The 25,552-nt window shown below is 37.9% G+C and carries 23 protein-coding genes; 8 read left to right on the top strand and 15 right to left on the bottom strand.

The features are described 5' to 3' along the window. Nucleotides 1-2: 2 nt before the first annotated feature. The 4 genes from queD to aceB all read right to left on the bottom strand — a co-directional run bounded on the left by queD (nucleotide 3) and on the right by aceB (nucleotide 3,974). Complete coding sequence (gene queD / locus BCF58_RS02260; protein WP_121460170.1) at nucleotides 3-449, bottom strand: 6-carboxytetrahydropterin synthase QueD; 447 nt, start codon at nucleotides 447-449, stop codon at nucleotides 3-5. An 88-nt stretch (nucleotides 450-537) separates the two neighbouring features. Next, the gene (locus BCF58_RS02255; RefSeq protein ID WP_121461019.1) at nucleotides 538-924 is read right to left on the bottom strand and encodes an acyl-CoA thioesterase; all 387 of its coding nucleotides are present in this window, start codon (nucleotides 922-924) and stop codon (nucleotides 538-540) included. A gap of 88 nt (nucleotides 925-1,012) precedes the next feature. Continuing rightward, nucleotides 1,013-2,293: an isocitrate lyase gene (aceA, locus tag BCF58_RS02250; RefSeq protein ID WP_121460169.1), complete on the bottom strand. Its 1,281-nt coding sequence runs from the start codon at nucleotides 2,291-2,293 to the stop codon at nucleotides 1,013-1,015. A 106-nt stretch (nucleotides 2,294-2,399) separates the two neighbouring features. Then, nucleotides 2,400-3,974, bottom strand: coding sequence for a malate synthase A (gene aceB, locus BCF58_RS02245; protein WP_121460168.1), 1,575 nt, complete (start codon nucleotides 3,972-3,974; stop codon nucleotides 2,400-2,402). A gap of 125 nt (nucleotides 3,975-4,099) precedes the next feature. Between aceB and BCF58_RS02240 the strand changes: the two genes are divergently transcribed. The 3 genes from BCF58_RS02240 to BCF58_RS02230 all read left to right on the top strand — a co-directional run bounded on the left by BCF58_RS02240 (nucleotide 4,100) and on the right by BCF58_RS02230 (nucleotide 7,152). Next, entirely contained in the window at nucleotides 4,100-5,584 is a 1,485-nt protein-coding gene (locus BCF58_RS02240; RefSeq protein WP_121460167.1) for a helix-turn-helix domain-containing protein, read from the top strand. Nucleotides 5,585-5,642: 58 nt separating this feature from the next. After that, complete coding sequence (locus BCF58_RS02235; RefSeq protein ID WP_121460166.1) at nucleotides 5,643-6,296, top strand: ComF family protein; 654 nt, start codon at nucleotides 5,643-5,645, stop codon at nucleotides 6,294-6,296. 166 nt (nucleotides 6,297-6,462) lie between these two features. Then, nucleotides 6,463-7,152, top strand: a complete 690-nt coding sequence (locus BCF58_RS02230; RefSeq protein WP_121460165.1) for an alpha/beta fold hydrolase — start codon at nucleotides 6,463-6,465, stop codon at nucleotides 7,150-7,152. 2 nt (nucleotides 7,153-7,154) lie between these two features. Here the strand turns inward: BCF58_RS02230 and upp are convergent, their stop codons facing one another. The 6 genes from upp to katG form a co-directional block, all read right to left on the bottom strand. Then, on the bottom strand, nucleotides 7,155-7,805 hold the full coding sequence (gene upp / locus BCF58_RS02225; protein ID WP_121460164.1) for a uracil phosphoribosyltransferase: 651 nt from the start codon (nucleotides 7,803-7,805) through the stop codon (nucleotides 7,155-7,157). 71 nt (nucleotides 7,806-7,876) lie between these two features. Next, on the bottom strand, nucleotides 7,877-8,107 hold the full coding sequence (locus BCF58_RS02220; RefSeq protein WP_121460163.1) for a four helix bundle protein: 231 nt from the start codon (nucleotides 8,105-8,107) through the stop codon (nucleotides 7,877-7,879). Nucleotides 8,108-8,156: 49 nt separating this feature from the next. Beyond that, nucleotides 8,157-9,467 carry a ribosome biogenesis GTPase Der gene (der, locus tag BCF58_RS02215; RefSeq protein WP_121461018.1) on the bottom strand — a complete coding sequence of 437 codons (1,311 nt, stop codon included), beginning with the start codon at nucleotides 9,465-9,467 and terminating at the stop codon, nucleotides 8,157-8,159. A gap of 116 nt (nucleotides 9,468-9,583) precedes the next feature. Continuing rightward, nucleotides 9,584-11,164: a Na+/H+ antiporter gene (locus BCF58_RS02210; RefSeq protein ID WP_121460162.1), complete on the bottom strand. Its 1,581-nt coding sequence runs from the start codon at nucleotides 11,162-11,164 to the stop codon at nucleotides 9,584-9,586. A 71-nt stretch (nucleotides 11,165-11,235) separates the two neighbouring features. Then, nucleotides 11,236-12,594 (bottom strand): hypothetical protein, encoded by a 1,359-nt coding sequence (locus BCF58_RS02205; RefSeq protein ID WP_121460161.1) that lies wholly within the window; start codon nucleotides 12,592-12,594, stop codon nucleotides 11,236-11,238. Nucleotides 12,595-12,736: 142 nt separating this feature from the next. Next, nucleotides 12,737-15,016: a catalase/peroxidase HPI gene (katG, locus tag BCF58_RS02200; protein ID WP_121460160.1), complete on the bottom strand. Its 2,280-nt coding sequence runs from the start codon at nucleotides 15,014-15,016 to the stop codon at nucleotides 12,737-12,739. A 267-nt stretch (nucleotides 15,017-15,283) separates the two neighbouring features. Between katG and BCF58_RS02195 the strand changes: the two genes are divergently transcribed. Both BCF58_RS02195 and BCF58_RS02190 read left to right on the top strand, forming a co-directional pair. Further along, nucleotides 15,284-15,745: a heme-binding domain-containing protein gene (locus tag BCF58_RS02195; protein WP_121460159.1), complete on the top strand. Its 462-nt coding sequence runs from the start codon at nucleotides 15,284-15,286 to the stop codon at nucleotides 15,743-15,745. 12 nt (nucleotides 15,746-15,757) lie between these two features. Next, entirely contained in the window at nucleotides 15,758-16,174 is a 417-nt protein-coding gene (locus BCF58_RS02190; protein ID WP_121460158.1) for a thiol-disulfide oxidoreductase DCC family protein, read from the top strand. Nucleotides 16,175-16,207: 33 nt separating this feature from the next. On the opposite strand, the gene BCF58_RS02185 is transcribed toward BCF58_RS02190, so the two are convergent. Continuing rightward, nucleotides 16,208-17,641 carry an alpha-amylase gene (locus tag BCF58_RS02185; RefSeq protein ID WP_121460157.1) on the bottom strand — a complete coding sequence of 478 codons (1,434 nt, stop codon included), beginning with the start codon at nucleotides 17,639-17,641 and terminating at the stop codon, nucleotides 16,208-16,210. Between the two features lie 187 nt (nucleotides 17,642-17,828). On the opposite strand from BCF58_RS02185, the gene BCF58_RS02180 reads away from it, so the two are divergent. After that, on the top strand, nucleotides 17,829-18,464 hold the full coding sequence (locus BCF58_RS02180; RefSeq protein WP_121460156.1) for a DUF4290 domain-containing protein: 636 nt from the start codon (nucleotides 17,829-17,831) through the stop codon (nucleotides 18,462-18,464). Then, nucleotides 18,465-19,772 carry a UDP-N-acetylglucosamine 1-carboxyvinyltransferase gene (gene murA, locus BCF58_RS02175; RefSeq protein ID WP_121460155.1) on the top strand — a complete coding sequence of 436 codons (1,308 nt, stop codon included), beginning with the start codon at nucleotides 18,465-18,467 and terminating at the stop codon, nucleotides 19,770-19,772. A 74-nt stretch (nucleotides 19,773-19,846) separates the two neighbouring features. On the opposite strand, the gene BCF58_RS02170 is transcribed toward murA, so the two are convergent. The 4 genes from BCF58_RS02170 to BCF58_RS02155 form a co-directional block, all read right to left on the bottom strand. Then, nucleotides 19,847-20,158, bottom strand: coding sequence for an NIL domain-containing protein (locus BCF58_RS02170; RefSeq protein WP_121460154.1), 312 nt, complete (start codon nucleotides 20,156-20,158; stop codon nucleotides 19,847-19,849). A 97-nt stretch (nucleotides 20,159-20,255) separates the two neighbouring features. Continuing rightward, nucleotides 20,256-20,924 (bottom strand): YiiX/YebB-like N1pC/P60 family cysteine hydrolase, encoded by a 669-nt coding sequence (locus BCF58_RS02165; RefSeq protein WP_121460153.1) that lies wholly within the window; start codon nucleotides 20,922-20,924, stop codon nucleotides 20,256-20,258. Then, nucleotides 20,884-21,339, bottom strand: a complete 456-nt coding sequence (locus tag BCF58_RS02160; protein WP_121460152.1) for a DUF1801 domain-containing protein — start codon at nucleotides 21,337-21,339, stop codon at nucleotides 20,884-20,886. Before BCF58_RS02160 ends, BCF58_RS02165 begins: the two co-directional genes overlap by 41 nt. A 120-nt stretch (nucleotides 21,340-21,459) precedes the next feature. Then, the gene (locus BCF58_RS02155) at nucleotides 21,460-24,051 is read right to left on the bottom strand and encodes a fibronectin type III domain-containing protein (protein ID WP_121460151.1); all 2,592 of its coding nucleotides are present in this window, start codon (nucleotides 24,049-24,051) and stop codon (nucleotides 21,460-21,462) included. A gap of 291 nt (nucleotides 24,052-24,342) precedes the next feature. Between BCF58_RS02155 and BCF58_RS02150 the strand changes: the two genes are divergently transcribed. Then, nucleotides 24,343-25,548: a pyridoxal phosphate-dependent aminotransferase gene (locus BCF58_RS02150; RefSeq protein ID WP_121460150.1), complete on the top strand. Its 1,206-nt coding sequence runs from the start codon at nucleotides 24,343-24,345 to the stop codon at nucleotides 25,546-25,548. The last annotated feature ends 4 nt before the right edge of the window (nucleotides 25,549-25,552 follow it).

Below are 25,552 nucleotides of genomic sequence, written 5' to 3'. Positions count from 1 at the left end.
AATTATCTATTATCTTCTGCAAACCATTCTCCATAAGAATTCTCCGTTTCATGAAGCTTAAGATAAGCCAGAGAAACGCCTTCCGGAAGTCTGGATTTTATTTTGGCAGCAATAGCATATAACATATTCTCGCAGGTAGGCTGGAAGGTACAGTAAATTACTTTATGGCCTTTCTGCTCAAGGTCCTCTCCCAGTTCTTTGTGTGGAGAAAGTGCATTGATAAGCACTGCATGATCCCATACATCCACAATTTCAGATTTTACGATCGTCTTGATATCGCCAAAATCTACTACCATCCCATTTTTAGGATTATTCAAATCATTGACAGGCTTTCCTTTTACCGTTACAAACAGTTTGTAGGAATGCCCATGCATATTTTTACATTTTCCGTCATAATTGTACAGCACATGCGCCGTTTCGAATGTAAAAATTTTTGTAATACGTATCATGGTGCAAAGATAAGATAAACAAGACTAACTAAAAAAACCTTAATCGGCAATTAATATCTGGGCTTTTTATTCAGTATATAATTTCTGATTATAACCTATCCAGCCAATCCCTTTCCAATCTTTTGATTTTTTGTGTTTTTATATCCACTAAAACCCAAAGCGTGCTTGAATCCACAACCAGCAGATCATGACAATAAAACTCAACTTTTCTGGGTTGTTTAATTCCTTCAGGTGCTTTTGGATAGGTTTTGATGGTTATGATATCATTTAAATACACCTGTTTCTTATATTGGATATGATGATCGAGAAGCATCCATGCAAATTCTGAAAATTCAGTCTTATGTTTCACAAAATCCCAATGTTCCCCGGCAATTTCTTCTACCCACTGTACATATTGAACATTGTTAACGTGATTATTCCCGTCAATATGGTGTTCAGTTACCTGTATTTGTTTTTCAAAAATCAAATTACTCATCTTCTTCAAATATTTACTCAAAAATAAGACATAAAAAAACCTCCCCAACTGAGGAGGTTCCATAATCGTAAAAAATTTATAAAATGATCTAATGAAACTGTGCCGTTTCTGTAGAATCTTTCATCGCAACTGTGGCTGAAGCTCCAATCGTTACAATGGTCTGAACCTCATCAAAATATCCTGTTCCCACAAATGATTGATGCTTTACCGCTCTGAATCCTTGTTTCTGAAGAGCAAACTCACGTTCCTGAAGCTCAGAATAACCCGCCATACCTTTTTCTTTGTAGGCTAAAGCCAATTCAAACATTGCCGTATTCAGAGCATGGAAGCCCGCCAATGTGATAAACTGGAATTTGTACCCTAATTTGGCCAGTTCTTCACGGAAAGTTGTCATTTCTTCAACACTTAATCTCGCCGCCCAGTTAAAAGATGGAGAACAATTGTACGCCAGCATCTTTCCCGGGAATTTCGCATGGATTCCTTCTGCAAATCTTTTAGCCTGTTCCAGATCAGGATTGGAAGTTTCCATCCAGATCAGGTCTGCATATGGAGCATACGACAATCCGCGGTCGATTCCCTGTTCCACTCCGTTTTTCACTACATAGAAACCTTCAGAAGTTCGTTCTCCGGTTACAAATTTTTTATCTCTGTCATCAATATCTGAAGTCAGAAGATCGGCTGCATCCGCATCTGTTCTCGCAATAATGATGGATGGTACTCCGGTAACATCTGCCGCCAGACGGGCTGCAATTAATTTATTGATCGCTTCCTGGGTAGGAACTAAAACTTTTCCGCCTAAATGCCCACATTTTTTAGCAGAAGACAGCTGATCTTCAAAATGGACTGCTGCAGCTCCGGCTTCAATCATTTGTTTCATCAGCTCAAAGGCATTAAGATTTCCTCCGAATCCCGCTTCTGCATCTGCAATGATCGGAACCAAATATTCTTTATCTCCGCCTCCGTTCACAGATTGAATCTGGTCTGCTCTCAACAATGCATTATTGATTTTCTTCACCACAGATGGAACTGAATTGGCTGGATATAATGACTGATCGGGATACATTTCCCCTGATAAATTAGCATCAGCCGCCACCTGCCATCCGGAAAGATAAATCGCTTCCAGACCCGCATCCACTTCCTGCACAGCCTGGTTTCCTGTTAAAGCGCCCAATCCAGCCACATAATCCTGAGAGTTCAATTTATCCCAGAATTTTTTTGACATTTCGGTGGCAATAGTATAATCAATGGTATAAGAACCGCGAAGCTTCAAAACATCTTCTGCGGTATAAGGCCTTTTCACCCCGTTCCAGCGAGGATTTGTCAGCCAATCGTGTTCTATAGCCTGGATTTGTTCTTGTCTTGTTTTCATAATATTTGGAGTTAGGGGTTAATCTTATTAATGATTTTCAGGCAGGATTCGAGCTGTGAGTTGAATATTTTACAATTTCAATCTCAAACTCTCCTACCTTGTGAACTTAAATAAAAGGGTATGCTTTTAAGGTTAAAAATTCTTCAAAGTTTTCGGAGAAAATCAATTCATTGAAAAGTTCTTTAGCCAGATTGAATTTCCCTTTTTTGAAACGTTCTTCGCCTACATATTTTTCTATGCGTTCCAGTTCTTCAAATTCCCATTGAAGAATCATATCTCTGGTTAAAGTGCGGTCATCACCTAAAACGGCTTCATTTTTCAGCCATTGCCAGATTTGGGTTCTTGAAATTTCTGCAGTTGCCGCATCTTCCATTAAGTTATAAATGGCTGCAGCTCCCACTCCGCTTAACCAGCTTTCAAGATAAAGGATTCCGACATTGATATTTTTTCTGACTCCTTTTTCGGTAATCTCACCTTTTGGAATTTCCAGCAGGTCACTTTCCAAAATCCGATAATCAAACTTCTTGTCAATCTGATTCTTTGAAGGCATGTATTGATCAAAAATATCTTTTGCCACGGAAACCAAGGCAGGATGAGCCACCCACGTTCCATCATGACCGTTTTTTACCTCTCTTTCTTTATCGCTTCTTACTTTTCCAAAAGCAATGCTATTGGCTTCATAATCATTTTTTATTGGAATCTGTGCTGCCATTCCGCCGATGGCATGTACATTTCTTTTATGGCAGATTTCGATCACTCTTTTAGAATAAGCGCTCATAAAAGGTGAAGCCATGGTTACCTGATCTCGGTCCGGAACGATAAACTCCGGAAGGTTCCTGAATTTTTTGATGTAGGAAAAAATGTAATCCCATCGGCCACAATTCAGACCTGCACTGTGTTCCTTTAATTCAAATAAAATCTCATCGATCTGAAATGAAGCTGTAATGGTTTCGATTAAAACCGTAGCCTTAATGGTTCCCTGTGGGATTCCCAGATAATTTTGAGCAAAAACAAATACTTCATTCCACCAACGGGCTTCCAGGTAATGTTCCAGTTTCGGAAGATAGAAATAGGGGCCACTTCCGTTTTCCAGAAGCTGCTTGGCATTTCTGAAAAAGTAAATTCCAAAATCAATTAAAGAGCCGGAAGCTTCTACGCCATTAATTTCTATATGCTTTTCCTGCAGATGCAGACCTCTTGGACGCACCAAAAGAACGGCTGTTTTTTCATTAAGCTTATAGATTTTTCCATTTTCATTTTTAAAATCAATACTTCTGTTGATGGCATCAGAAAGATTAAGCTGTCCCTGCATGCAATTCTCCCAAGTTGGCGAGTTGCTGTCTTCAAAGTCTGCCATAAAAGTCAGAGCTCCTGAATTTAAGGCATTGATAATCATTTTTCGGTCTACAGGTCCGGTAATTTCCACTCTTCTGTCGAGCAAATCTTCAGGAAGCGGATTACACGCCCAGTTTTCATTTCTGATCTTTTCTGTTTCACTTAAAAATGCCGGAAGATTCCCTTGATCGAATTTCTGCTGAATATGTTTTCTATTTTCTAAAAGCGTTATTCTTTTGTCATTATATTGTTGATGAAGCTCTACCAGAAAATCGACCAATTCAGGGGTAAAAACTTCTTCAAATGGGTTTTGTGCCTTTATTTTTAATTGAGTTTTTGTTTCCATAACATACTGATTTTGTGATTCGACATTACAAACATAAATAAAAATTTTCACAAATAGCGAACGTTCGCTAAATATTTTTAAAAATTATTATGCGAATAATCGCAATCATTTATTTATATTTGGGTATGAATTCGGAAAGTGACTTTATCAAAACGGTTTTCGGACTGAAGCTGAAACAGCAGAGACAGAAAAAAAACTGGTCTTTGCAGGATCTTGCTGTAAAGACAGGCTTATCAAAATCTTATCTCAATGAGATCGAGAATGGTAAAAAATACCCGAAACATGACAAAATCATTCAGCTTTCCGAAGCGTTAAGCTGCACTTTTGATGATCTTGTTTCCACTAAACTTGATAAAAGCCTTGCTCCTTTCAATGAGATTCTCCAATCGGATTTTTTTAAGGAAATTCCTTTGGAACTTTTCGGGATTAATAAAAATAATCTCATTAGTATCATCAGTGATGCCCCTAAAAAAGTGACTGCATTTATTAATGCATTAATAGAAATTTCACAGAATTATAATTTGGGAAAAGAGCGGTTTTATTTTGCGGTATTACGATCTTTTCAGGAATTATATGACAATTATTTCCCTGAAATTGAAGAAAAGGTGGTTCTGTTTGCCCAGGAAAATCAGCTGGAAATCAATAAGGATTTAAAAGCAGAGGTTTTAGGGGATATTCTCGCTGAAAAATTTAATTATACCATTCAATCTGAGGATTTTGAAAAGTATGGAACGCTGGACCATCTCCGTTCTTTGTTTATACCGGAGAAAAAACTGTTACTTCTCAATAAAAAGCTTGAAAAAGACCAGAAGACTTTCATCTTAGCAAAAGAGATAGGATTCAATGTATTGGAATTAAAAAATCGTCCTCACACATATTCATGGCTGGATTTCGGAAGTTTTGAAGAAATTCTGAATAATTTTTATGCCTCTTATTTTGCAGGCGCTCTATTGATTTCCAAAGATGAGATCATGGAAAAGGCTTCGGAATTCTTTTTACAAAATAACTGGGAGCCTGAAAGTTTTGAAAACCTCATCGAAAGCTTTACCAATTCGCCGGAAACTTTTTATTATCGTTTAACTAATGTTCTATCATCGGAATTAGGGATCAAAGACCTGTTTTATTTATGTCTGGTAAAAAAGAAGAACTCTGATAAAATACAAATCTTAAAGGAGCTGCACCTTAACCATCAACAGGCTCCACACGCCAATGCCACCAATGAGCATTACTGCAGAAGGTGGATCGCTGTTAAAAACCTGCATCATTTAAAGGAAAACGAAACTTTGACTGATGCCCAGATTTCGCATTATAAAGATCAGGGGGTAAGTTATCTGGTGATTTCAACCTCACAGAAGAACCCGTTTTCCGACGGAAGCAACAGAAGTTACTGCCTGGGAATTTTATTGAATTCCCAAACGATTAAAAAGATCAATTTCATCAAATCTCCAACATTAAAAACCATTAATGTGGGAGTAACCTGTGAAACATGCAGTATTGCAGACTGTGAAGTGAGACAGGCACCTCCGATCAGACTGGAAAAAGAGCATTTTAATTTGAATATGAAAAACTCTATTGACAGAATCAGGAAGGAAATTGATACCAGAAGATAGAAGTCAGTGGGGTACTTTTTACTGCTAAAAAGCTATATTAGCATTATAAAACACACAAATGATTTTAGATGTATTTTTCCCAAACCGCTGTATCAGTTGCAGCAGGATCATTGACGGCGATCTGCTTGTTTGTAATGTATGTTTTGGCCAGATCCGTTTTTCCCATTTTGATTATTCTGATGAAAATATACTTAAAGAAAGATGCAAGCTTTTATTTCCGGTAGAAAATGCTTATGCTTTACTGCGGTTTGAAAAGGAAAGTATCAGCAGAAAAATCATTCATCATTTAAAATATCAGAGCAGGGAGAAAATCGGGAAAACACTCGCTGAATGGACGAATGAGCGTGTAATATTTGAAGACAGAAAACCGGATATGCTTGTTTCCGTTCCGCTCCATCCTAAAAAGCAAAGGAAAAGAGGCTACAACCAGCTGCATGTATATACAGAAACTTTATCTGAATTGTATAGCATTCCTTTTAAACACGGCCTCATCAAAAGGAATCATTATTCGAAAGCACAGGCTTTGAAAGACAAGAAGCACCGGTTGGAAAATCAGAATATATTCTCAATAACGGAATCTATTAACAATCAGCATGTATTATTGATCGATGATGTTTTCACTACGGGAAATACGCTTTCCATGATTGCCTGGGAAGTTTTAAAATCCGGGAACAATAAGGTGAGCATTTTGGTAATGGCGATGGATGAGTGAGTACGGCAATAATAATTGATAAGCAATAGGCTATGAGTTATGAGTTATGAGTTATAGGTTATGAGTTATAAATTATGAGTTACGATTGTATAAGCAACCTTTTCGGTTATAACCTCATTTCTGATTCTCAAATGTTTTTTATAATTTCGGGCAAAAACTAATATTTATGAAAAATCTGCTTTTGCTGCATGGAGCTTTAGGACACAGTGATATTTTCACCCTTTATACGGAAGAATTGTCCCGATATTTTAAAATTCATACTCCTTTATTTTCCGGACATGGGCATATTGATCTTTCTGATGATGGTATTACGATTGAAAAATATACTCAAGAGTTAGGTGAATATTGCGAAAAGGAAAATCTAACGAATACTTATATTTTCGGACATAGCATGGGAGGTTATGTGGCTCTTTGCTACGCTCTGCAGAATCCTGAAAGAATCAATTCTATTATGACATTGGGAACCAAGTTTAACTGGACAGAGGAACAGGCAATAAAGGAAAGCAAAATGCTTCATCCCAATGTTATTGTGGAAAAGATTCCCAAATACGCCGAACAGCTGGAAGCTCAACATGGCTCAAAATGGGAACAACTTCTTCCCGCCATCGCCAATATGATGATTTCCCTGGGTAAAAATCCAGCTTTGAACCAAAGAAATTTGGCAGAAATCAATATTCCGGTTCAGATCATGATTGGTGATAGGGATAATATGGTAAGTCTTGAGGAAAGCATTGAGGTTTACAGAAGTCTTCCTAACGCAAAATTAGCCGTACTTCCGGATACAAAGCATCCTATGGATAAAGTACGGCCTACGTTATTGATGAATCTAATGAAAGATTTCTGGAATCTTTCTTAAATTTATCTCTGAAGTTTTTCTCCGTAACTTAAATCTCCGGCATCGCCTAAACCGGGAGTGATGTACCCTTTGGAAGTTAATTGTTCATCCATGGCTCCCACCCATATTTTGGCTTCGGGATAAGCTTTTTCAATAGTTTCAACCCCTTGTTTTGAAGCAATGGCCGCAACAATATGAAGTTGTGTGGGTTTTCCGTTGGTCAGCAGATCTTTAATGGCTTCAATTAATGATGCTCCGGTTGCCAACATGGGGTCTGCAACGATTAAAGGCCTTCCTTCGATGCTTGGACAGGTTAAATAGTCCTGTTTGATGGAAAAATAATCATTGGCATCATGTTTTCTGTAAGCGGCAACAAAGCCACAATCCGCTCTGTCGAAATAGTTTAAAATCCCCTGAAACAAAGGAACTCCGGCTCTTAAAATAGTGGTAATCACCGGTTGAACCGCAATCTCTTTAACTCTAATCGTATCTAAAGGAGTCTGAATCTGAATTTCTTTCTGTTCCAATCCTTTACTTATCTCGAAAGCAGCAATTTCTCCGATACGTTCCATGTTTCTGCGGAATCTCATCCTGTCGTTCTGGACTTCAACATTTCGAAGCTCATTAATCCATGAATTAACTAGAGAAAATTGATTTGACAGTATTGTTATCATAAAATTTGACAATATGAAGATTTGACGATATGTTGATTTATTGTTTTTTTAATATTTTTTTGCAATTGCAATTATTTTGAATACTGATCAAATTGAAGTTTCAAACTAGAATCAAAATTATAATGTTCTGAATTCTCACATAGGAGCAACCAATATTCAGTTTCTTTTGCTTCTTTATCTGCAATTTTCATTTTATGAATAAAATCCGCTCTGCTTTCTGAACTTTGTGCTTCAAATATATTAGCGCCAATTGATGTTCCAGACTTTAATAATTGATTTGCTATTACATTCTTGACTTCCATTTCTATATGGTATTAGCAAATCAACACATTATCTCATCTACAAATCAGCTTATTTTTGTCTGAAATATACCTCGATCGGAACTCCGGTAAATCCGAATTCTTTTCTCAATTGATTTTCAGTAAATCTTTTATACGGCTCTTTCACATACTGTGGCAGGTTACAGAAGAATACAAACTGTGGCGATGGTGTAGGAAGCTGAACACAATATTTGATCTTAATATATTTTCCTTTGTTTGCCGGCGGTGGAGTCCCCTCGAAAACAGGAAGCATCACTTCATTTAATTTTGAAGTTTTGATCTTCTTCTTACGGGCTTCGTAAACCTCCATGGCCGTATCAACAGCTTTTAAGATTCTCTGTTTCGTTAAAGCTGATACAAAGAGGATTGGAATATCATTGAATTGTCCTATCTTATCTTTAATCGCTTTTTCGAAATCACGCATGGTATTGGTTTTCTTGTCTTCAATAAGATCCCACTTATTGACCAGGATCACAATTCCTTTTCTGTTCTTCTGGGCAATTCCGAAAATACTCATATCCTGAGCTTCCCAACCCTGGGTGGCATCTACCATAATAATCACCACATCAGAATTTTCGATTGCACGCACAGAACGCATTACGGAATAGAATTCCAGATCTTCATTGACTTTGGATTTTTTACGCATTCCGGCAGTATCCACCAGAACAAATTCGTGTCCGAATTTATTATAAAGACTCTGAATACTATCTCTTGTTGTTCCTGCAATATCTGTTACAATATTTCTTTCGTTATCCAAAAGGGCATTGGTCAAGGTAGATTTCCCTACATTCGGACGTCCCGCAATGGTAATTTTAGGAAGTCCTTCGAATGGGTCTTTGTAATCTGTTGTAGGAAATTCTTTAACGATATCATCCAATAAATCTCCCGTTCCGGAACCTGTAGCAGAAGAAAGAGTATAATATTTTTCAATTCCTAATTGATAAAATTCTGTTGCAGGAAGTTCTTCTTTTGCAGAATCTACCTTATTGACAACAATATATATAGGTTTGTTTGATCTTCTTAATAATTGGTAGATCTCCTGATCCGTATCGGTAAGTCCTTCTTCCACATTCATCATAAAGATGATGGAAGTAGCCTCATCCACAGCTAATTGCACCTGCTTTCTGATTTCTTCTTCAAAGATATCATCTGTTCCTACATCATATCCTCCGGTATCAATTACAGTAAACTCTACTCCGTTCCAGTCAGATTTCCCGTAATGACGGTCCCTCGTAACACCTGCTGTAGAATCTACAATAGCTTCTCTTCTTTCAAGTAAACGGTTAAAAAGTGTGGATTTTCCTACGTTGGGACGCCCAACGATTGCGACAATATTCGACATAAAAATGTTTAATAAGTTAATTATTAATGGGTTTCTCCAACTTTTGGAGCCCAATTTTTTGCAAAGATAAGGCTTTATTATTTAGTAATAAAAAGACATATTTTGCCTTCACCATATCAAATCATTTTTATCCGTTCTTCTTCGAGATCAATCCGGAATAATTGCTGACGAATAATTTCCTCATCAATAGAGGGGTCTTTATTGACTTTCGAAAGATATTCACGCTGGCTTTCCAGCATTTCTATAAAGATCGCTTTTGTTTTTTCATTCATCCAGTTATCATCGGAGGCCTCCATTTTTTCTTCCACATGCTTCAGCATTTTTTGTAAACCGGCATGATCATGCAGTTCATTATCATATTTATTTTTTAAAAATCTATATGTATGTTTATATAAGCCCTCAACAATCTTCTGCTTTGCTTCTTCCTCTGATTCCTCCGGATATAATCCAAACAACTGGGTCCGCGAAATGATGGCAGGCAAAGTAAGCCCCTGTACAACCAGTGTAAGCAAAATAACCACAAAAGTGATAAACAGGATAAGATTGCGATGAGGAAAGGCTTCACCATTATCTAAAGTAACAGGAATAGCCAATGCTGCAGCCAATGAAACAACCCCTCTCATCCCGGTCCAGCCCAGAAGTAAAGGCATAAAAAACCTTAACCTTTGTGAACGTGCATGAGGAGCCACACTGGGCCGAAAAATCAAAGTAGCGATCATGGCTGCATAGGAGCTGATGATTCTTGCCCCTATCAAAACACCTGTAACCAATACTCCATAACCAATTGCTGTATTCAATGAAATGCCTTCCGAACGTATCCCTTTTACAATCTCCGGAAGTTGTAATCCAATGATAAAAAATACAATCCCATTTAAAATAAATACAAAGCTTTCCCAGACACTATATCCCCGAACCCGGCTTGCACTGTTTAAAAAAAGCAATCTTCTGGTTGACAGGAATAAACCTCCGGCTACCACCGCCAACACCCCCGAGCTATGCATTTTTTCCGCTATCCAGTACATAAAATAGGGTTCAACAAGCGTAAGAACTATGTCTGTAGGAGCATCTGTAGGCAATCGTTTATGCACCTGTACAAAAAACCATCCCAATATCAGACCTATTCCTGCGCCGCCAAGTACCATCCACAAAAAGCTTGAAGCCGCTTCCTGCCATATAAACTGTCCTGTTCCCACCGCTACCAAAGCAAATCTGAATATAATCAGAGAAGAAGCATCATTCAACAGACTTTCTCCTTCTAAAATGGTAGAGGTAGACCGGGGAATCTTTACAAATTTTGTGATAGCTCCTGTGCTCACCGCATCCGGTGGAGATACAATCCCCCCTAATAAAAAGCCCAATCCAATTGAAAATCCGGGAATATAATAATTGGTAATCAATGCAACGGAAAGAGCCGTAAAGAACACGACGAGAAATGCAAAGCTTCCGATAATCCGCCACCACTTTTTCATTTCTTTAAACGAAATAGACCATGCTGCTTCAAAGAGCAGTGGAGGCAGAAATATAAAAAAGATAAGGTCCGGATCAATCTTTACAACCGGTAATCCGGGGATAAAGCTTATGAGCAAACCCGCTATTACCAATAATATCGGATATGCTATTTTCAATTTTGCAGCCAACATTTCCAGCAGTACAATTACTACTATCATGGCTAATAAAAAAGGTAAAACAGTGTGCATAAGATTTTATTTATAATAATATCTGCCATTAAAATAGCAGATATTTATCATATTTCAATATAAACTTTATACTATCTTCCTATAACAATCCAGCCTGTTCCATCACTCTGTATCTGAATTCTTTGATTTGACGAAATAGAAGTTATGCTCGTGTTGGTAACATCATCATAGATTCCGGAACCCCCTGATACAGAAATATTTTTAGTACTAATCCCATTACTTCCAATTAAAATATAGATTCTCCCTTTACATGTGCTTGCATCCGGTAAAGTTATTCCAGTATTTCCATTAAAAACTCTTACAGTATAATACGTTTCATCTAGCAACACATTACCGGAATTAGGGGTTGCATAAGCCATTGATAAGGAACCTCCTACTTGTAATGTCGAATGGGGAGCAGCACTTAAATTGACCCCTATTTTTTTTGACGGGTCTACTGCTGAATTCGATGAAGCCCCGGAACCGAACAATACATTTCCAATATTTATTTGACCATCTCCAGTAACATTAAATACCTGAGTCTGTTGGCCTATGGCAATATTATTATTTCCTGTGGTAAGCCCCAATCCCGAAAAATAACCCAATCCGATATTTCCACTCCCTGAGGTTAAACTATTTAAAGGAGTAAGACCCACCGCAATATTTTGGTTTCCCGAGGTAATCTTATCAGAAGCATTGGAACCGATTGCTACATTAAAACTTCCTGTCATTCCCACAGCAGACAATGAGCTTATCCCTACTGCAATATTTCTGTTTCCTGTATTTAGGTTTGCCAATGCATTGGCCCCAATAGCGGTATTCCACCGCGTAGCAATAGAATTTTTCATTGCTCCAGCTCCAACTGCTGTATTCCAGTAGTTCGTTGTTGTATTATCCAAACTAAAAAGTGCAGCATTTCCTATTGCTGTATTTTCTTTCGATACATTATAACTCGAAGCCAGAGCATTTTTTCCTAACGCTGTATTTCCACCATTTGTGGAGGAAGCCGTAGGATCTACATTATCAATAAAACCACCTATTGTATTATTTACTTTAAACATCAAAGCTTTATCATCTGAAGTCCCAATAAAATTTGTTCCCGGCACTGTCCCTGTATTTCCTGTAGTATGCCAATCATTTCCCGTTGCTAACTTCCATAGCGTTCCATCAAAATAATAATATCCCGGCGAAGTCACCTCTAATGTTTGTCCACTTGGGCCAGAGTCCGCGGATGTTACATAAACAAGAGCTCCTGTCTGAGATGAAGAATATGTTTTTAATTTTAATTGATCTCCCGTAATCCTTGGAGCAATAATCCCATCATATTTTGCAGTATCCGTAGGGTTACCTACTACATCTAAGGTGGCTTGCGGAGTTTGAGTATTTACTCCAACCTGGGCAAAAGCGAAAGAGCCTGCCAATAAAAAGACAGAAAATAATTTTTTAGTCATGTGTGCGCGTTTTTTAACAAAAGTATATTTTATTTTGATAAAACAAAACAATTTCACAAATATTTTAAACACACAATGTATATTTATTAAAAAAACAGCCAAATATGACTGTTTTTCTCAATATTATGTTAAATACATTAGATTACTTCAAATCAAATCTATCAAGATTCATTACTTTAGTCCAGGCCGCAATAAAATCTTTAACAAATTTTTCCTGACCATCGGAACTCGCATAGACTTCGGCAATTGCTCTCAATTCAGAATTAGAACCAAAAACCAAATCTGCACGTGTTGCAGTCCATTTTGGCTGACCTGTTGACCGGTCAGTACCAATATACAATTCTTTGTCCTCGGACATAGCTTTCCATTGGGTATTCATATCTAAAAGGTTTACAAAGAAATCATTGGTCAAGGCCCCCGGCCTTTGGGTAAATACACCGTGTTTAGAGCCATCAAAGTTGGTATCCAACACGCGCATTCCTCCTAATAACACCGTTAATTCAGGAGCTGTAAGAGTCAATAGCTGAGCTTTGTCTATTAATAAAGCTTCTGTAGGAATAGTATATTTCCTTTTCAGATAATTACGGAATCCATCGGCAGCAGGCTCTAAATATCCCATTGATTCTATATCCGTTTGCTCTTGCGAAGCATCCATTCTTCCTGCAACAAAAGGTACAGTAAAGTTATATCCTGCCCCTTGTACTGCTTTTTCAACAGCAACATTTCCAGCTAATACAATTACATCTGCCAACGAGATTTTTTTACCTCCCGCCTGAGCTTCATTGAATTGCTTTTGAATATTTTCCAATACATTTAAAACTTTCTGTAATTGTGCCGGGTTATTCACCTGCCAGTCTTTCTGAGGTGCCAAACGGACTCTTGCTCCATTAGCTCCACCACGCTTATCACTTCCTCTGAATGTTGACGCGGAAGCCCAGGCGGTTGATATTAATTCCGGTATGCTCAATCCAGAATTTCTGATATTTTCTTTAAGCGAATCAATATCTTCATTGCTTACCAGTTCGTGATTAACTTCCGGAATTGGGTCCTGCCAGATAAGCTCTTCCTGCGGAACTTCCGGTCCTAAATAGCGGGCACGAGGCCCCATATCTCTATGGGTCAGTTTGAACCATGCACGGGCAAAGGCATCTGCAAAAGCATCCGGGTTTTCGTAAAAGTGTCTTGATATTTTCTCATAAGCAGGATCCAGCTTTAATGATAAGTCGGTAGTCAGCATAGTTGGCCTGCGTTTTATTGAGGGATCAAATGCATCCGGAATCGTATTTTCAGCATTTTTGGCTACCCATTGATGAGCTCCTGCAGGGCTTTTGATTAATTCCCAATCGTTTTCGAAAAGATTTTCAAAAAAGTTATTACTCCATTGGGTAGGTGTCTTGGTCCATGTTACTTCTAATCCACTTGAAATGGCATCGTGCCCTTTTCCTGTACCGAAACTGCTGCTCCAACCTAATCCCTGCTGTTCTATTCCTGCAGCTTCAGGCTCATCTCCTACATGATCAGCCGGGCCGGCGCCATGCGTTTTGCCGAAAGTATGGCCTCCTGCAATTAACGCTACGGTTTCTTCATCATTCATTGCCATACGTCCGAATGTATCACGGATGTCTTTCGCTGCTGCAATCGGATCAGGGTTTCCGTCCGGTCCCTCCGGGTTTACATAAATAAGTCCCATTTGTACGGCGGCCAAAGGTTTTTCAAGATTCCTTGAATGGATGTCTCCATCCGCATTATCATCCGTAGGAAGAACGGCTCCACTTTTTTCTACTCCCTCCGAACCATGCGCATAACGCAGATCACCTCCTAACCATGTAGTCTCTGCACCCCAATACACATCCATATCCGGTTCCCAAACATCTTCTCTTCCTCCTGCAAATCCAAATGTTTTGAAGCCCATAGATTCTAAAGCGATATTTCCTGTAAGAATTAAAAGATCCGCCCAGGAGATTTTATTTCCATATTTCTGTTTGATAGGCCACAAAAGCCTTCTTGCTTTATCCAGATTCACATTATCCGGCCAGCTGTTTAACGGAGCAAAACGCTGCTGTCCTGCACCTGCTCCTCCTCTTCCATCGCCTACACGATAGGTCCCTGCACTATGCCATGCCATACGAATAAATAACGGACCATAATGTCCAAAATCCGCAGGCCACCAATCCTGTGAATCTGTCATTAAATCATGAAGATCTTTTTTTACAGCTTCCAGATCCAGGCTTTTAAAAGCTTCAGCATAATTAAAATCCTGGTCCATTGGATTTGACAGTGATGAATGCTGGCGAAGGATATCCACTCTCAACTGGTTGGGCCACCAATCCTGATTTTGAGTTCCACCACCAGCTACACTTTGTTTTTTCATCGTTCCGTTATGAAACGGACATTTACTGATGTCATTTAAATCTTTTTCCATTATAATTTAGATTTTTATGTTGTTTAAATTATTATTGAAACAAACTTACAACAGTTGAATAATAAATACAATCTATTAATATTTATATCTAACATAGTTAAAAACTATAATTAATCATCGATTCTACAAAGCTTTAAATTACTAAAATTTCCATTTAATTATTCATTAAAAGTCATATCTGTAATGATTCCAGATAAATGAAGAATCCTGAACCCTGTTCCTTATTTAAAAAATTTAGCTATTTTTATAGTTATAAAACTCTTCTGTATGAAAAAAGTATTGGTTGTCATCTTGGTGGCATTTATTATGATTCAGTTTTTCCCGATTGATAAAACCAACCCGCCTTTAAATCCGGGAATGGACTTTTTAAAAATAAAAAAAACGCCACCGGAAATTGCTAAAATCATCAACACCTCATGCTACGACTGTCATTCCCATGAAACAAGGTATCCATGGTATTCCAGCATTGCTCCGTCTTCATGGTTTTTAAAGAACCATATCGATGAAGGCAGAAAACACCTGAACTTCTCTATTTTTTCAACGTATGAGCCTAAAAGACAGGCACACAAATTGCAGGAATGTATTGAAATGATCGAGAAGGATGAAATGCCTTTGGAATCCTATATTGTAGGACATTCAGATGCTAAACTGACTCCTGAACAGAAACAGGCGCTGATCAATTACTTTAAAAAGGTAAAAGAAGAAACGGAAAGAACAATGATCTATTAAAGATTTTACATCATGAGGGAAGATTGGGAAAATAAATATATAGTCTTTTTTGACGGAGAGTGCGGCGTATGCAATTTCTGGGTGCAGTGGATTCTGGAAAGGGATAAAAAGGACAACTTTTTATTTGCTTCCCTGCAGTCAGATTTCGGACAGAAATTTTTATCAGAGAGAGGACTGGAAAGAAAACAATTTAAAACCTTGTATTTATGGAAACCTCATCAGTATTATCTGATAAAATCTAAAGCCGTACTTAAAATTGCCAATATCCTCGGAGGCCGTTACAAATTGTTAAGCTTTTTCGGAAAGCTAATGTTTCCTGCCGTAAGTGACAGGATTTATGATATGGTTGCCAGAAACAGGATGAGCATTGCTAATCAGAAGTGTTTTTTACCGAGCCCACATCAAAGAAAGAAAATTATAGAAGTATAAATGAAAAGGAGAGCAAATTGCTCTCCTTATTCATTATTGATTTAAAGACCAAACGGAATAACTGTTCGGCGGACATTGGATTTTCACCCATTTATCACCCTGCGTTGTCGGATACCAGGAAGAGTGCCCCGTAAAATCCTTAATTTGCTGGTTGCTCCAATTGGTTTCTATCCATCTTTCCTGCCAGTTGGAAGAATTGTTGATGTACACAACAAGTCCCGGATTTCCATTATATCCGTTTCTTCTTGCAACATATTCATCATTATCGGTATAAAGAATGGAAGTGGTTCCGGTTGCTTTATTATTATGAATCCAGATCAGGTTATTTAATCTTTCTTTATTTAACCATTCTTCATAATCTCTGTAGAATATCGTTGGATATCCTTCATGAGTTAAAATATAAGCATACGCCAACATTTTATTCCAGATAATATCGGTGTCATGATTGGCTACAAATGTAACGGCTTTGTACGGATTTCTTTTCCACATCATATCATCATTCAGAAGGTTTAAGTTTCCGTTATCGAAAGCTTCATCCATTTTATAATAAGCTGCAAAATCAAAAACCGAACTGTTGGCATTATTAGCCCACCATTCCAAGGTATTGACATTGGAATCCCACAATTCGCCTACAGAAAATCCTCCAATATTCGAGTTCCAGGAATTTACAACCCATGGTCCGAACCCTTTAACGTAATCAAATCTCCAACCATCGAACTTCATTACATTTTTATAATATTTTCCGACAGAATCATCTCTTCCCCATAACCAGTCCTGAACATGAGGGTTGGCGTGACATAAATCAGGGAAACCTCCAAAAGCACCTTCATCATTATTGCCGTAAGAGTTTTTATAAAAATCATTATAGTTTCTGGTAAATTTTCCTGAAGCCACTCCTGAAAAATCAGTCCAGGTGCTCGTTCCGGTATAAGGATTTGCTTCGGATTGTCCACCACTGTTATGATTAATCACTATGTCAGCATATACTTGCATATTTTCCGCATGAGCCTGAGTAATCAGACCCTCCAGCTCGGTTCTGGATCCAAAACGTGTTTCGGTGCTTCCATTCTGATTATAATTTCCAAAATCATAATAATCCGTAGGATCATACCCCATGGAGTAGGCTCCATTCTGTGCTTTTGAAGCAGGCGGCAACCAGATTGCTCCTATTCCTGCATTTGACCAATCGGTTACTTTACCTTTTACTGTATTCCACCACGTTCCCCCTGAAGGAACATCCCAATAAAACCCCTGCATCAGAACACCACCACCAGGCCCGGAAACAAATTTGGCGCTGGACGAATTATTCCCTGTGCTGAACGGCCTGCCGTCATGGTGAGTAACATTTACGGTTTTATCATGAACTTCCAGTTGTTGTGGCATTTCATTAATGGCTTCATCAGTGGTCTGACAGGAATTAATAAGCCCTAAAGCGAGAAAAGAAAGTAAGAAATGTGTTTTTTTCATAAAGAATGTTTTTAATTGTTAAACCAATAACTAAATTACACATTTATTGAATAATTCAAAATAAAATCGATATAATTTTCACTTTCTACAACCTGAAGAAAAAATCGTTGCATATTTTCATTAAAAAAATCATAAACTTTTCATATTTTAAATACAATTTTTCTTATAATCCATATATTTGCATACTATGGAATATAATACCCAAAAAACCCAGCTTCATATGCCGGAATACGGCAGAATTATACAACAGTTGGTTGAGCGTTGCAAAGAGCTTTCTTCCAAAGAAGAAAGGAATGAAATGGCAATGGCCATCATTGATTTTATGGGTCAGAGAAACCCTCAGCTTCGTGATGAAGAAAATTATAAACATAAACTTTGGGATCATCTTTTCATACTAGCCAATCATGATCTTGATGTAGACTCGCCCTATCCTTTTCCCACTAAAGAACAGTTATCGGAAAAGCCAAAGAAAATGGAATACCCAAAACTTCAGGGAGATTTCAAATTTTACGGTAAAAGTATTCTGCAGCTTATCGAAAAAGCCATCGAACTCGATTCGGGAGATGAAAAGGAAGCACTGATTGAAGTGATTGCCAATAATATGAAAAAGTCTTATAACGTATATAATAAAGAACACGTTACTGATGATGTAATTTTCCGCCATTTGAAAGAATTATCTGAAAACAGGCTGGATCTGACGGGAATTGATTCTCTTGAAAAAAGTAAAATCTATTACACAAGCAATAACCGAAGCAATAAAAATAATAACAACAATAATAAAAATCAGTCTAAGAAAAGGCACAATTTTAAAAATAAAAAATAAATGAGTGGAACGTTTCAAATAAGAGGAGGAAAAAGACTGCAAGGGGAAATTACTCCACAGGGAGCCAAAAATGAAGCTCTCCAGATTTTATGTGCAGTTTTGTTAACAGATGAAGAGGTAAGAATTAAAAATATCCCGGATATCCATGACGTCAACAGGCTGATTGAAATTTTAGGTGACTTCGGTGTAAAAGTAACTAAAAACGGACAGGGAGATTATACTTTTAAGGCGGATAAAGTAAATTTTGATTACATCAAATCCGACGAATTCAAAAAAGACGGCGCGAAGCTTCGCGGTTCCATTATGCTTATGGGGCCTATGCTGGCGAGATATGGCGAAGCCTATATGCCGACACCGGGAGGTGATAAAATCGGAAGAAGAAGATTAGACACCCATTTCCAAGGCCTTGTAGAACTTGGTGCTGAGTTTAATTATGATGAAGATGAGTATTTTTATTCTTTAAAAGCTACTGAGCTTAACGGAAAATTCATCTTATTGGAAGAAGCTTCCGTTACAGGAACTGCTAATATCGTAATGGCAGCAGTTTTAGCAAAAGGAAAGACCAGGATTTATAATGCAGCATGCGAACCTTATCTGCAGCAGCTTTGTAAGATGCTGAACAGAATGGGGGCCAACATTTCCGGAATCGGATCCAATCTTTTAACAATTGAGGGAGTTGATTATCTTCGCGGAACTGAGCACACAATGCTTCCGGATATGGTAGAAATCGGCTCATGGATTGGTCTTGCAGCTATGACGAAATCTGAAATTACCATTAAAAATGTCAACTGGAATCAGCTGGGTGTTATTCCCAATACGTTCAGAAAACTAGGAATCCAGCTTGAACAAAGCAATGATGATATTTATATTCCGGCACAGGAAAATTACAGAATCCAGAAATTTATAGACGGGTCCATTCTTACTATTTCGGACGCACCGTGGCCGGGATTCACACCGGATTTATTATCCATCATCCTGGTGGTTGCCACACAGGCGAAAGGAAGCCTTTTGGTACACCAAAAAATGTTTGAATCAAGATTGTTCTTCGTTGATAAGTTGATCGACATGGGAGCACAGATTATTCTTTGTGATCCGCACAGAGCTACCGTTATCGGGTTGAACCAGGAAACTCCGCTTAGAGGAACCACGATGATTTCACCGGATATCAGGGCAGGAAACGCACTACTTATTGCCGCTCTTTCGGCTGAAGGAAAATCCATTATTCATAACATCGAACAGATCGACAGAGGGTATGAAAATATAGACGGCAGGTTAAAAGCTATTGGTGCAGATATTGAAAGAATCTAAGATCAATTAAATAAAATTAAAAGCGTTCAGTTGCCTGAACGCTTTTTTTGTAATTAAAACTATATGAATCTCCCCTAAGAATATTTTCTGCAGATGTACTCTACAGTTGTACTCAAAAGTTTATTGTTGTTCAGATAATACTCAAGTTCATCGTATTCCTCTGAATTGACGCTTATATATAACTGCACTGAACCAAAACTACGCCCTTCTACATATTCCACATTAGCTGACAACACTCTGTGACATATCCCAAACTGATTATATACAACATTCATTAAATGTTCAAATTTCATTTTCCCATTCAATTCTATTTCTAATATCAATTCTTTTTTGGGCAGGTTGACCTTGTTCTGTAAAACCTGCAGACCAGGATGGGGTGTAATCATAGCTAAATTATTTTGAATTGGACGTCTTTTATGGCATTGACTTATATTTCTTTGACAAAAATATAAAAAAAGAGAAGTTATTGTACTTCTCTTTGATTTATAATTCTTTAATTCTCATTAATTTATCGGACCCTGCTAAACCATTTGGGTTACATCCCGGCTCTCCTTCCGGAACTTTCAGATTTTTCTTTTTATAAAATTCTTTCCAGAATTCATGGGTTTTACCGGTTTTAGGGTCAATGAATGTCATAGGCTCTAATTTAAAAATATGATCATCTCTAAAAGCACGTTCTATATAATCCGAACAATAGTAAGAGTTTTCATCCAGGATATAATTAAAATTGTAAGGTTTTCCCAACATAGATTGTGCCTTATGAATAGCAGACGGAATGGTTTTTTGATATTCGGGTTTCAGGCGGTAAACAATAATTTTTTGTCCTTCATGAGCCTGATCTCTCACAAAATCTTTCAAAGCCTGTTTCTGTGATCCTCCTTTAGGTGCGGCATGCAACACGAAAAAAGCATGGTTTTCTTTTTTTAATATCCCGATATGATCGAAGGAAATGGCTTTCTGCTTTTGGGTAACATTATTGATAGCACCGGAAAGCCCTGTTTCCTTTGCCGTTACAAAAAGCAAGTCCCCGTTTTCCAGCTGTGAAGTTCCCAAACTCCTACAGCCTGAAACCAGAAGTAAAAGAAAAAAGGGAATAAAAATATTGACAAAATTATCTCTTAAGGTTTTTCTCATAGCATTTGATCCACTCATCAACAGTCATTTTTTGGCTCAGCTCAGCAATAAGCTCTAAAGGAATTTCATCAATTTTCTTAAAACGCACACAGGATTTCCCCATATCCAGTTTTCTTTTGGAATGTTTCGGAAACTCAGAAACGAACCATTCAAGAAGTTCAGGCTTAGAATATATTCCCATATGATAAAGCGCAATGAAGTTTTTCTGTGAAGCCAGTCCCATAAAAGGTAATGGCGTACCCGGTGTACAGTGGTAGCCTGAAGGATATGTTTCCAAAGGGACATCCCATCCTACCATTCCGTAACTTACTCCTTGTTTGAAGCCTTTAGGTAAATTGTCATCAATGGTATCAAATAGTTTTTTAAAAATCTCCTGTCTTTCCTCAGGAATCTTCGAAATATAATCATCTACTGAAATGGCCGGAATTTGCATCGTAATTCATTTTTATAATCTTCAAAATAACAAAATTTATATCTAATAACAGCTTAAATTTTCAACAATAAAAAGCAGCTATTGAATCAATAGCTGCTTATACTTATTTTTATTAATAAATTATTGTTTAATAGCTTTCACGGTTGATTTTGATCCGTCTTTGAAGTTTACAGTCACTAAGTATAGACCTGCATTCAATTCACCTAAATAAAGTTGTTTTGAAGGTTGATCGATAGTTTTCACTACCCTTCCGGTCAGATCCGTAATCGTTATAGATTTCATATCTTTCGTTTCCTCAATGTTCAATACATCTTTGAATGGGTTTGGATGAATTTTAATCTGTTTTTTATCACCACTTACTTCCGAAGTACTCAAACTCACTGGTTCTACCACAAAGTTATCTACGTAGAAGTTATAATCAGGGGTATCATTCACTGACCCTTCGCTTCCATAGAATGCGAATATTGTATTCGGATTGGTATTCCCTGTTAAGTTATAAATATAGGTATTGGTTGAATTTGACGGAGTATTATTAACATCCCAAGTCTGAAGCACAGTCCATGTTGTTCCCCCATCATTAGAAACAAGGAATTGTACAACGTCATCAGAGCCCATTGCTGAAGCAGTAGTTCCTGAAAAAGTAGTTACCCCATAATCGAATTTTACTCTATAACCACCAGCAGATAAATCAAATGCTGTCGTTTTCAACCATCCAACTCTCGTATTGCTGTAAAGCTCCATTCTTATTGCTCCAGTAGTTCCTGCATTAAGGAATCCGTCTGCAATCCAATAAGCTGTAGTTCCTGTAGGACCTGTTGCTGGAGATCCTCCGGAAAGTGCATTTGTCCAACAAGTACCCGGAATTGTATTAAAGTCGTTAGTATATGAAGGAATAACAGCAGCACAAAGTGTAGTAAATGTTGATCCTACCGACCATTCACTTACATCACTAGCAGAACATTTGGATCTTACCCAAACATAGTATACTGTTGCAGCTGATAATCCACTCAACGGTGCAGAAGTTGTAGTAGAAGTTGCAGAGTTGGTAGCATTTAAAACGGTAGTTGAAGTAGGGGCTGTATTGCTTGTACTATAATACACCTCATATCCCATCGCCGGTACCGAAGCAGGGGCTGTCCAACCAATCGTCGCCGAATATGCAGCAACGTTTGATGATGTAACTGCGGTTGGCTCAAGACAAGAAGGGATATTTTGAACTGTTATATTATCAATATAAATAGAACGGCCAGAACCTCCTAACCCATGCTTAAATGCTAATTGCAGATCAGAACCCGCAGGGACATTAACGGTATATTGTGTATGGGTAGTCGTTAAGGCAATGGGAGAGCCTATTTGTGTAAAAGAAGCCGGATCTGTAGGATTTGATAGAGTACCCACTAATAATGTATAATTAGCCGCTCCTCCTTTCGCATAAAATCTTACACGTTTCGTACCATCTGAAAGGTTTACAGTTGGAGGTGAAACTAACATCTGGCTTCCAGTAGTAGCACTCGAATTGTACAGATAATAAGAATTAGGTGCTGAAAAATTATTGGAAGCAACTACATATCCGTACCCCACAAATGATGTGCTTTCTAAATACGCCCAACAACTTGGTGCGTTATTATTCGATGAAGAACCGGTACTTGTAGTATCGAAATTTTCAGTATATGGAACAGTGAAAGTAGAACAAGCCGTTTTAAATGTACCGGCAAATGACCAGACACTTTGGCTGGTTGCAGAACTACAGTTTGTTCTTACCCAATAATAATAGGTAGTATTCGAATTAAGACTTCCAATCGTTGTACTTGTACCTGTTACTCCCGGATAAGTAGGCGTTGTTGTATTTGTAGGGGTTGTGTTGGAAGTGCTGTGATACACATCATAGCTTACAGCATTGGATGGAGCCGTCCATGCCACTAAAGCAGAATTAGCCGTTATAGCGGAAGGTGCCTGCAATGTAGGAGGCGCACAATCGGAATAAGCATCAACTGAGAAAGCAAAAATATTTGGTATTCCTGTACCAGCCGTTTTTGTTACAGTTACACTTTGGATAAGTTTCTGCTGATTAGCTGCATCTATAACCAATTCGTTTTGATATAATCTTGGGTTGGTTCCACCTTCAGGTGACGGAATATCATCACTGGCAGTAGAAGGTGTAGTTGGTTTTTTAATCCTTCCAAAGCCCTGAATTGCAATATTGGTACCTGTATACCAGTCAGCAACACTAATACTGGTAAATTGCTGATTCGTACCATCTGAAAAATTCACAGTTACAGACACCGTTGAACCGCCACTTCCGCTGGTAGAAAGCATATACAATTTAGTCGCCGCTTTAGGGGTTGTAAAAGTAAGGGTTCCACTATCGTTCGTAACAGCCAGCCTTAAAGAATTATTACCGCTTAAATTTCCCAATGTATAGCTGAGCCCCGGTGTCGCTGTCACGACGGAATTAATAATCCCGTCAACAGGAATACCATACGTAATAGCCGCACTCGTGGAAGTTAATTGAAAATCTTTAGCAACAAAAGCATAAGACACTCCATCTACATCATTATTTGTAGAGACTGATGAAGAACCTATCCCGTTAGCTATTACATCCGCAGTATAACCGGATTGCACCGGCATGGTCTGGAAATTTTGCGCCATGATAGCAGACGCAGAAAGAAGAGCCATAGTATTTAAAGCTCCAAAAAGTAGTTTTCTTTTCATATACTTAGTATTATCGCCGTAAATTTAAAAAAAAATCAATATTAAAATTATTTTTTTAAAAATAATCCAACAATTTTACAAACATAACAAACTAAAACCAATAGAATTATAGCGCCTATCTTTTCACTATCACCAAATAATCTAATAAAACACTAAAAAAGAATATGATAATATGCTAAAAAGAATAAAAACACGACAAAGCAATTCCATTCATGTTTTCAATACATTTCATACATATTTTAGTATTGAAAATTAAAATCTTATTTTTGCCATACAAATTTTTTTAAAACAATGCCGAATATTTCAAACAGAGCACAGCACATGCCGCCTTCTCCGGTGAGAAAGCTGGTTCCTTACGCTTTAAAAGCCAAACAGAAAGGAATAAAAGTATATCATTTAAATATCGGGCAACCGGATATTGAAACTCCGGAAACAGCTTTAAATGCTTTAAAAAACATTGATTTAAAAGTATTGGAATATGCTCTTTCAGAAGGAAATATTGAGTATAGAAAGGCGCTGACGGATTATTATCACTCTTTAGATTTCAAAGATCTGACTCCAGATAATTTCATTGTAACCAATGGTGGATCAGAAGCCTTGAATTTTGCCATTTCCACTCTTTGCGACGAAGGAGACGAAGTCATTATCCCGGAGCCTTATTATGCCAATTACAATGGTTTCACAAGTACATTTAATGTAAATGTAGTAGCCATTCCGTCTACCATTGACACCGGGTTTTCACTTCCTCCGATTGAAGAATTCGAGAAAAAAATCACCGGCAAAACAAGAGCGATCATTATCTGCAATCCAGGAAATCCGACAGGTTATCTTTATACCCGTGAAGAACTTCAACAGTTGGCAGATATTGCCTTAAAGCATGACATTGTTATTATTTCCGACGAAGTATACAGAGAATATGTATATGACGGAAAGCAACAGATCTCTATGCTTACTTTTCCTGAACTGAGCGAAAACTGTATCATTATTGATTCAGAATCCAAGCGTTATTCTATGTGTGGAGTGAGAATCGGATGCATGATTACCCGCTCTAAAAAAATCCATGATGCAGCCATGTTATTCGCACAGGCAAGACTAAGCCCGGTACTTTTAGGACAAATTGCCGCTACAGCCGCGCATCAAAACGACGGGGCCTACATCCGTGCAGTAAGGGAAGAATACACCCACAGAAGAAATACACTTGTGGACCTTTTAAATGCCATTCCGGGAGTAATCTGCCCTAAGCCAAAAGGCGCATTCTATTGTGTTGCGGAATTACCTGTAGATGACACCGAAAAATTCGCACAGTGGTTGTTAGAAAAATATTCCCACAAGAACGAAACCATTATGGTTGCTCCTGCAGGAGGCTTTTACAGTGATCCTGAATTAGGAAAAAAACAGGTCAGAATCGCATATGTTTTAAAAGAAGAAGATTTAAAAAGAAGTGCTGAAATTCTAAAAGACGCACTGGAAAAATACAAGTCTGAATTCAGCCTGTAATACT

The organism is Chryseobacterium defluvii (genome assembly GCF_003634775.1).
In the GTDB taxonomy this organism is placed as follows: Bacteria; Bacteroidota; Bacteroidia; order Flavobacteriales; family Weeksellaceae; genus Chryseobacterium; species Chryseobacterium defluvii.
This window is presented reverse-complemented; position numbering and strand designations above follow the sequence as displayed.

Coding starts and splice junctions, on each gene's coding strand:
- BCF58_RS02235 (WP_121460166.1), top strand. CDS start 5,643: ATGATTTTAGATGTATTTTTCCCAAACCGCTGTATCAGTTGCAGCAGG.
- queD (WP_121460170.1), bottom strand. CDS start 449: ATGATACGTATTACAAAAATTTTTACATTCGAAACGGCGCATGTGCTG.
- der (WP_121461018.1), bottom strand. CDS start 9,467: ATGTCGAATATTGTCGCAATCGTTGGGCGTCCCAACGTAGGAAAATCC.
- BCF58_RS02155 (WP_121460151.1), bottom strand. CDS start 24,051: ATGAAAAGAAAACTACTTTTTGGAGCTTTAAATACTATGGCTCTTCTT.
- BCF58_RS02190 (WP_121460158.1), top strand. CDS start 15,758: ATGAGGGAAGATTGGGAAAATAAATATATAGTCTTTTTTGACGGAGAG.
- BCF58_RS02240 (WP_121460167.1), top strand. CDS start 4,100: ATGAATTCGGAAAGTGACTTTATCAAAACGGTTTTCGGACTGAAGCTG.
- upp (WP_121460164.1), bottom strand. CDS start 7,805: ATGATAACAATACTGTCAAATCAATTTTCTCTAGTTAATTCATGGATT.
- aceB (WP_121460168.1), bottom strand. CDS start 3,974: ATGGAAACAAAAACTCAATTAAAAATAAAGGCACAAAACCCATTTGAA.
- BCF58_RS02210 (WP_121460162.1), bottom strand. CDS start 11,164: ATGCACACTGTTTTACCTTTTTTATTAGCCATGATAGTAGTAATTGTA.
- BCF58_RS02255 (WP_121461019.1), bottom strand. CDS start 924: ATGAGTAATTTGATTTTTGAAAAACAAATACAGGTAACTGAACACCAT.
- BCF58_RS02160 (WP_121460152.1), bottom strand. CDS start 21,339: ATGCAAATTCCGGCCATTTCAGTAGATGATTATATTTCGAAGATTCCT.
- BCF58_RS02170 (WP_121460154.1), bottom strand. CDS start 20,158: ATGATTACACCCCATCCTGGTCTGCAGGTTTTACAGAACAAGGTCAAC.
- BCF58_RS02205 (WP_121460161.1), bottom strand. CDS start 12,594: ATGACTAAAAAATTATTTTCTGTCTTTTTATTGGCAGGCTCTTTCGCT.
- BCF58_RS02195 (WP_121460159.1), top strand. CDS start 15,284: ATGAAAAAAGTATTGGTTGTCATCTTGGTGGCATTTATTATGATTCAG.
- murA (WP_121460155.1), top strand. CDS start 18,465: ATGAGTGGAACGTTTCAAATAAGAGGAGGAAAAAGACTGCAAGGGGAA.
- aceA (WP_121460169.1), bottom strand. CDS start 2,293: ATGAAAACAAGACAAGAACAAATCCAGGCTATAGAACACGATTGGCTG.
- BCF58_RS02150 (WP_121460150.1), top strand. CDS start 24,343: ATGCCGAATATTTCAAACAGAGCACAGCACATGCCGCCTTCTCCGGTG.
- BCF58_RS02165 (WP_121460153.1), bottom strand. CDS start 20,924: ATGAGTGGATCAAATGCTATGAGAAAAACCTTAAGAGATAATTTTGTC.
- katG (WP_121460160.1), bottom strand. CDS start 15,016: ATGGAAAAAGATTTAAATGACATCAGTAAATGTCCGTTTCATAACGGA.
- BCF58_RS02230 (WP_121460165.1), top strand. CDS start 6,463: ATGAAAAATCTGCTTTTGCTGCATGGAGCTTTAGGACACAGTGATATT.
- BCF58_RS02220 (WP_121460163.1), bottom strand. CDS start 8,107: ATGGAAGTCAAGAATGTAATAGCAAATCAATTATTAAAGTCTGGAACA.
- BCF58_RS02185 (WP_121460157.1), bottom strand. CDS start 17,641: ATGAAAAAAACACATTTCTTACTTTCTTTTCTCGCTTTAGGGCTTATT.
- BCF58_RS02180 (WP_121460156.1), top strand. CDS start 17,829: ATGGAATATAATACCCAAAAAACCCAGCTTCATATGCCGGAATACGGC.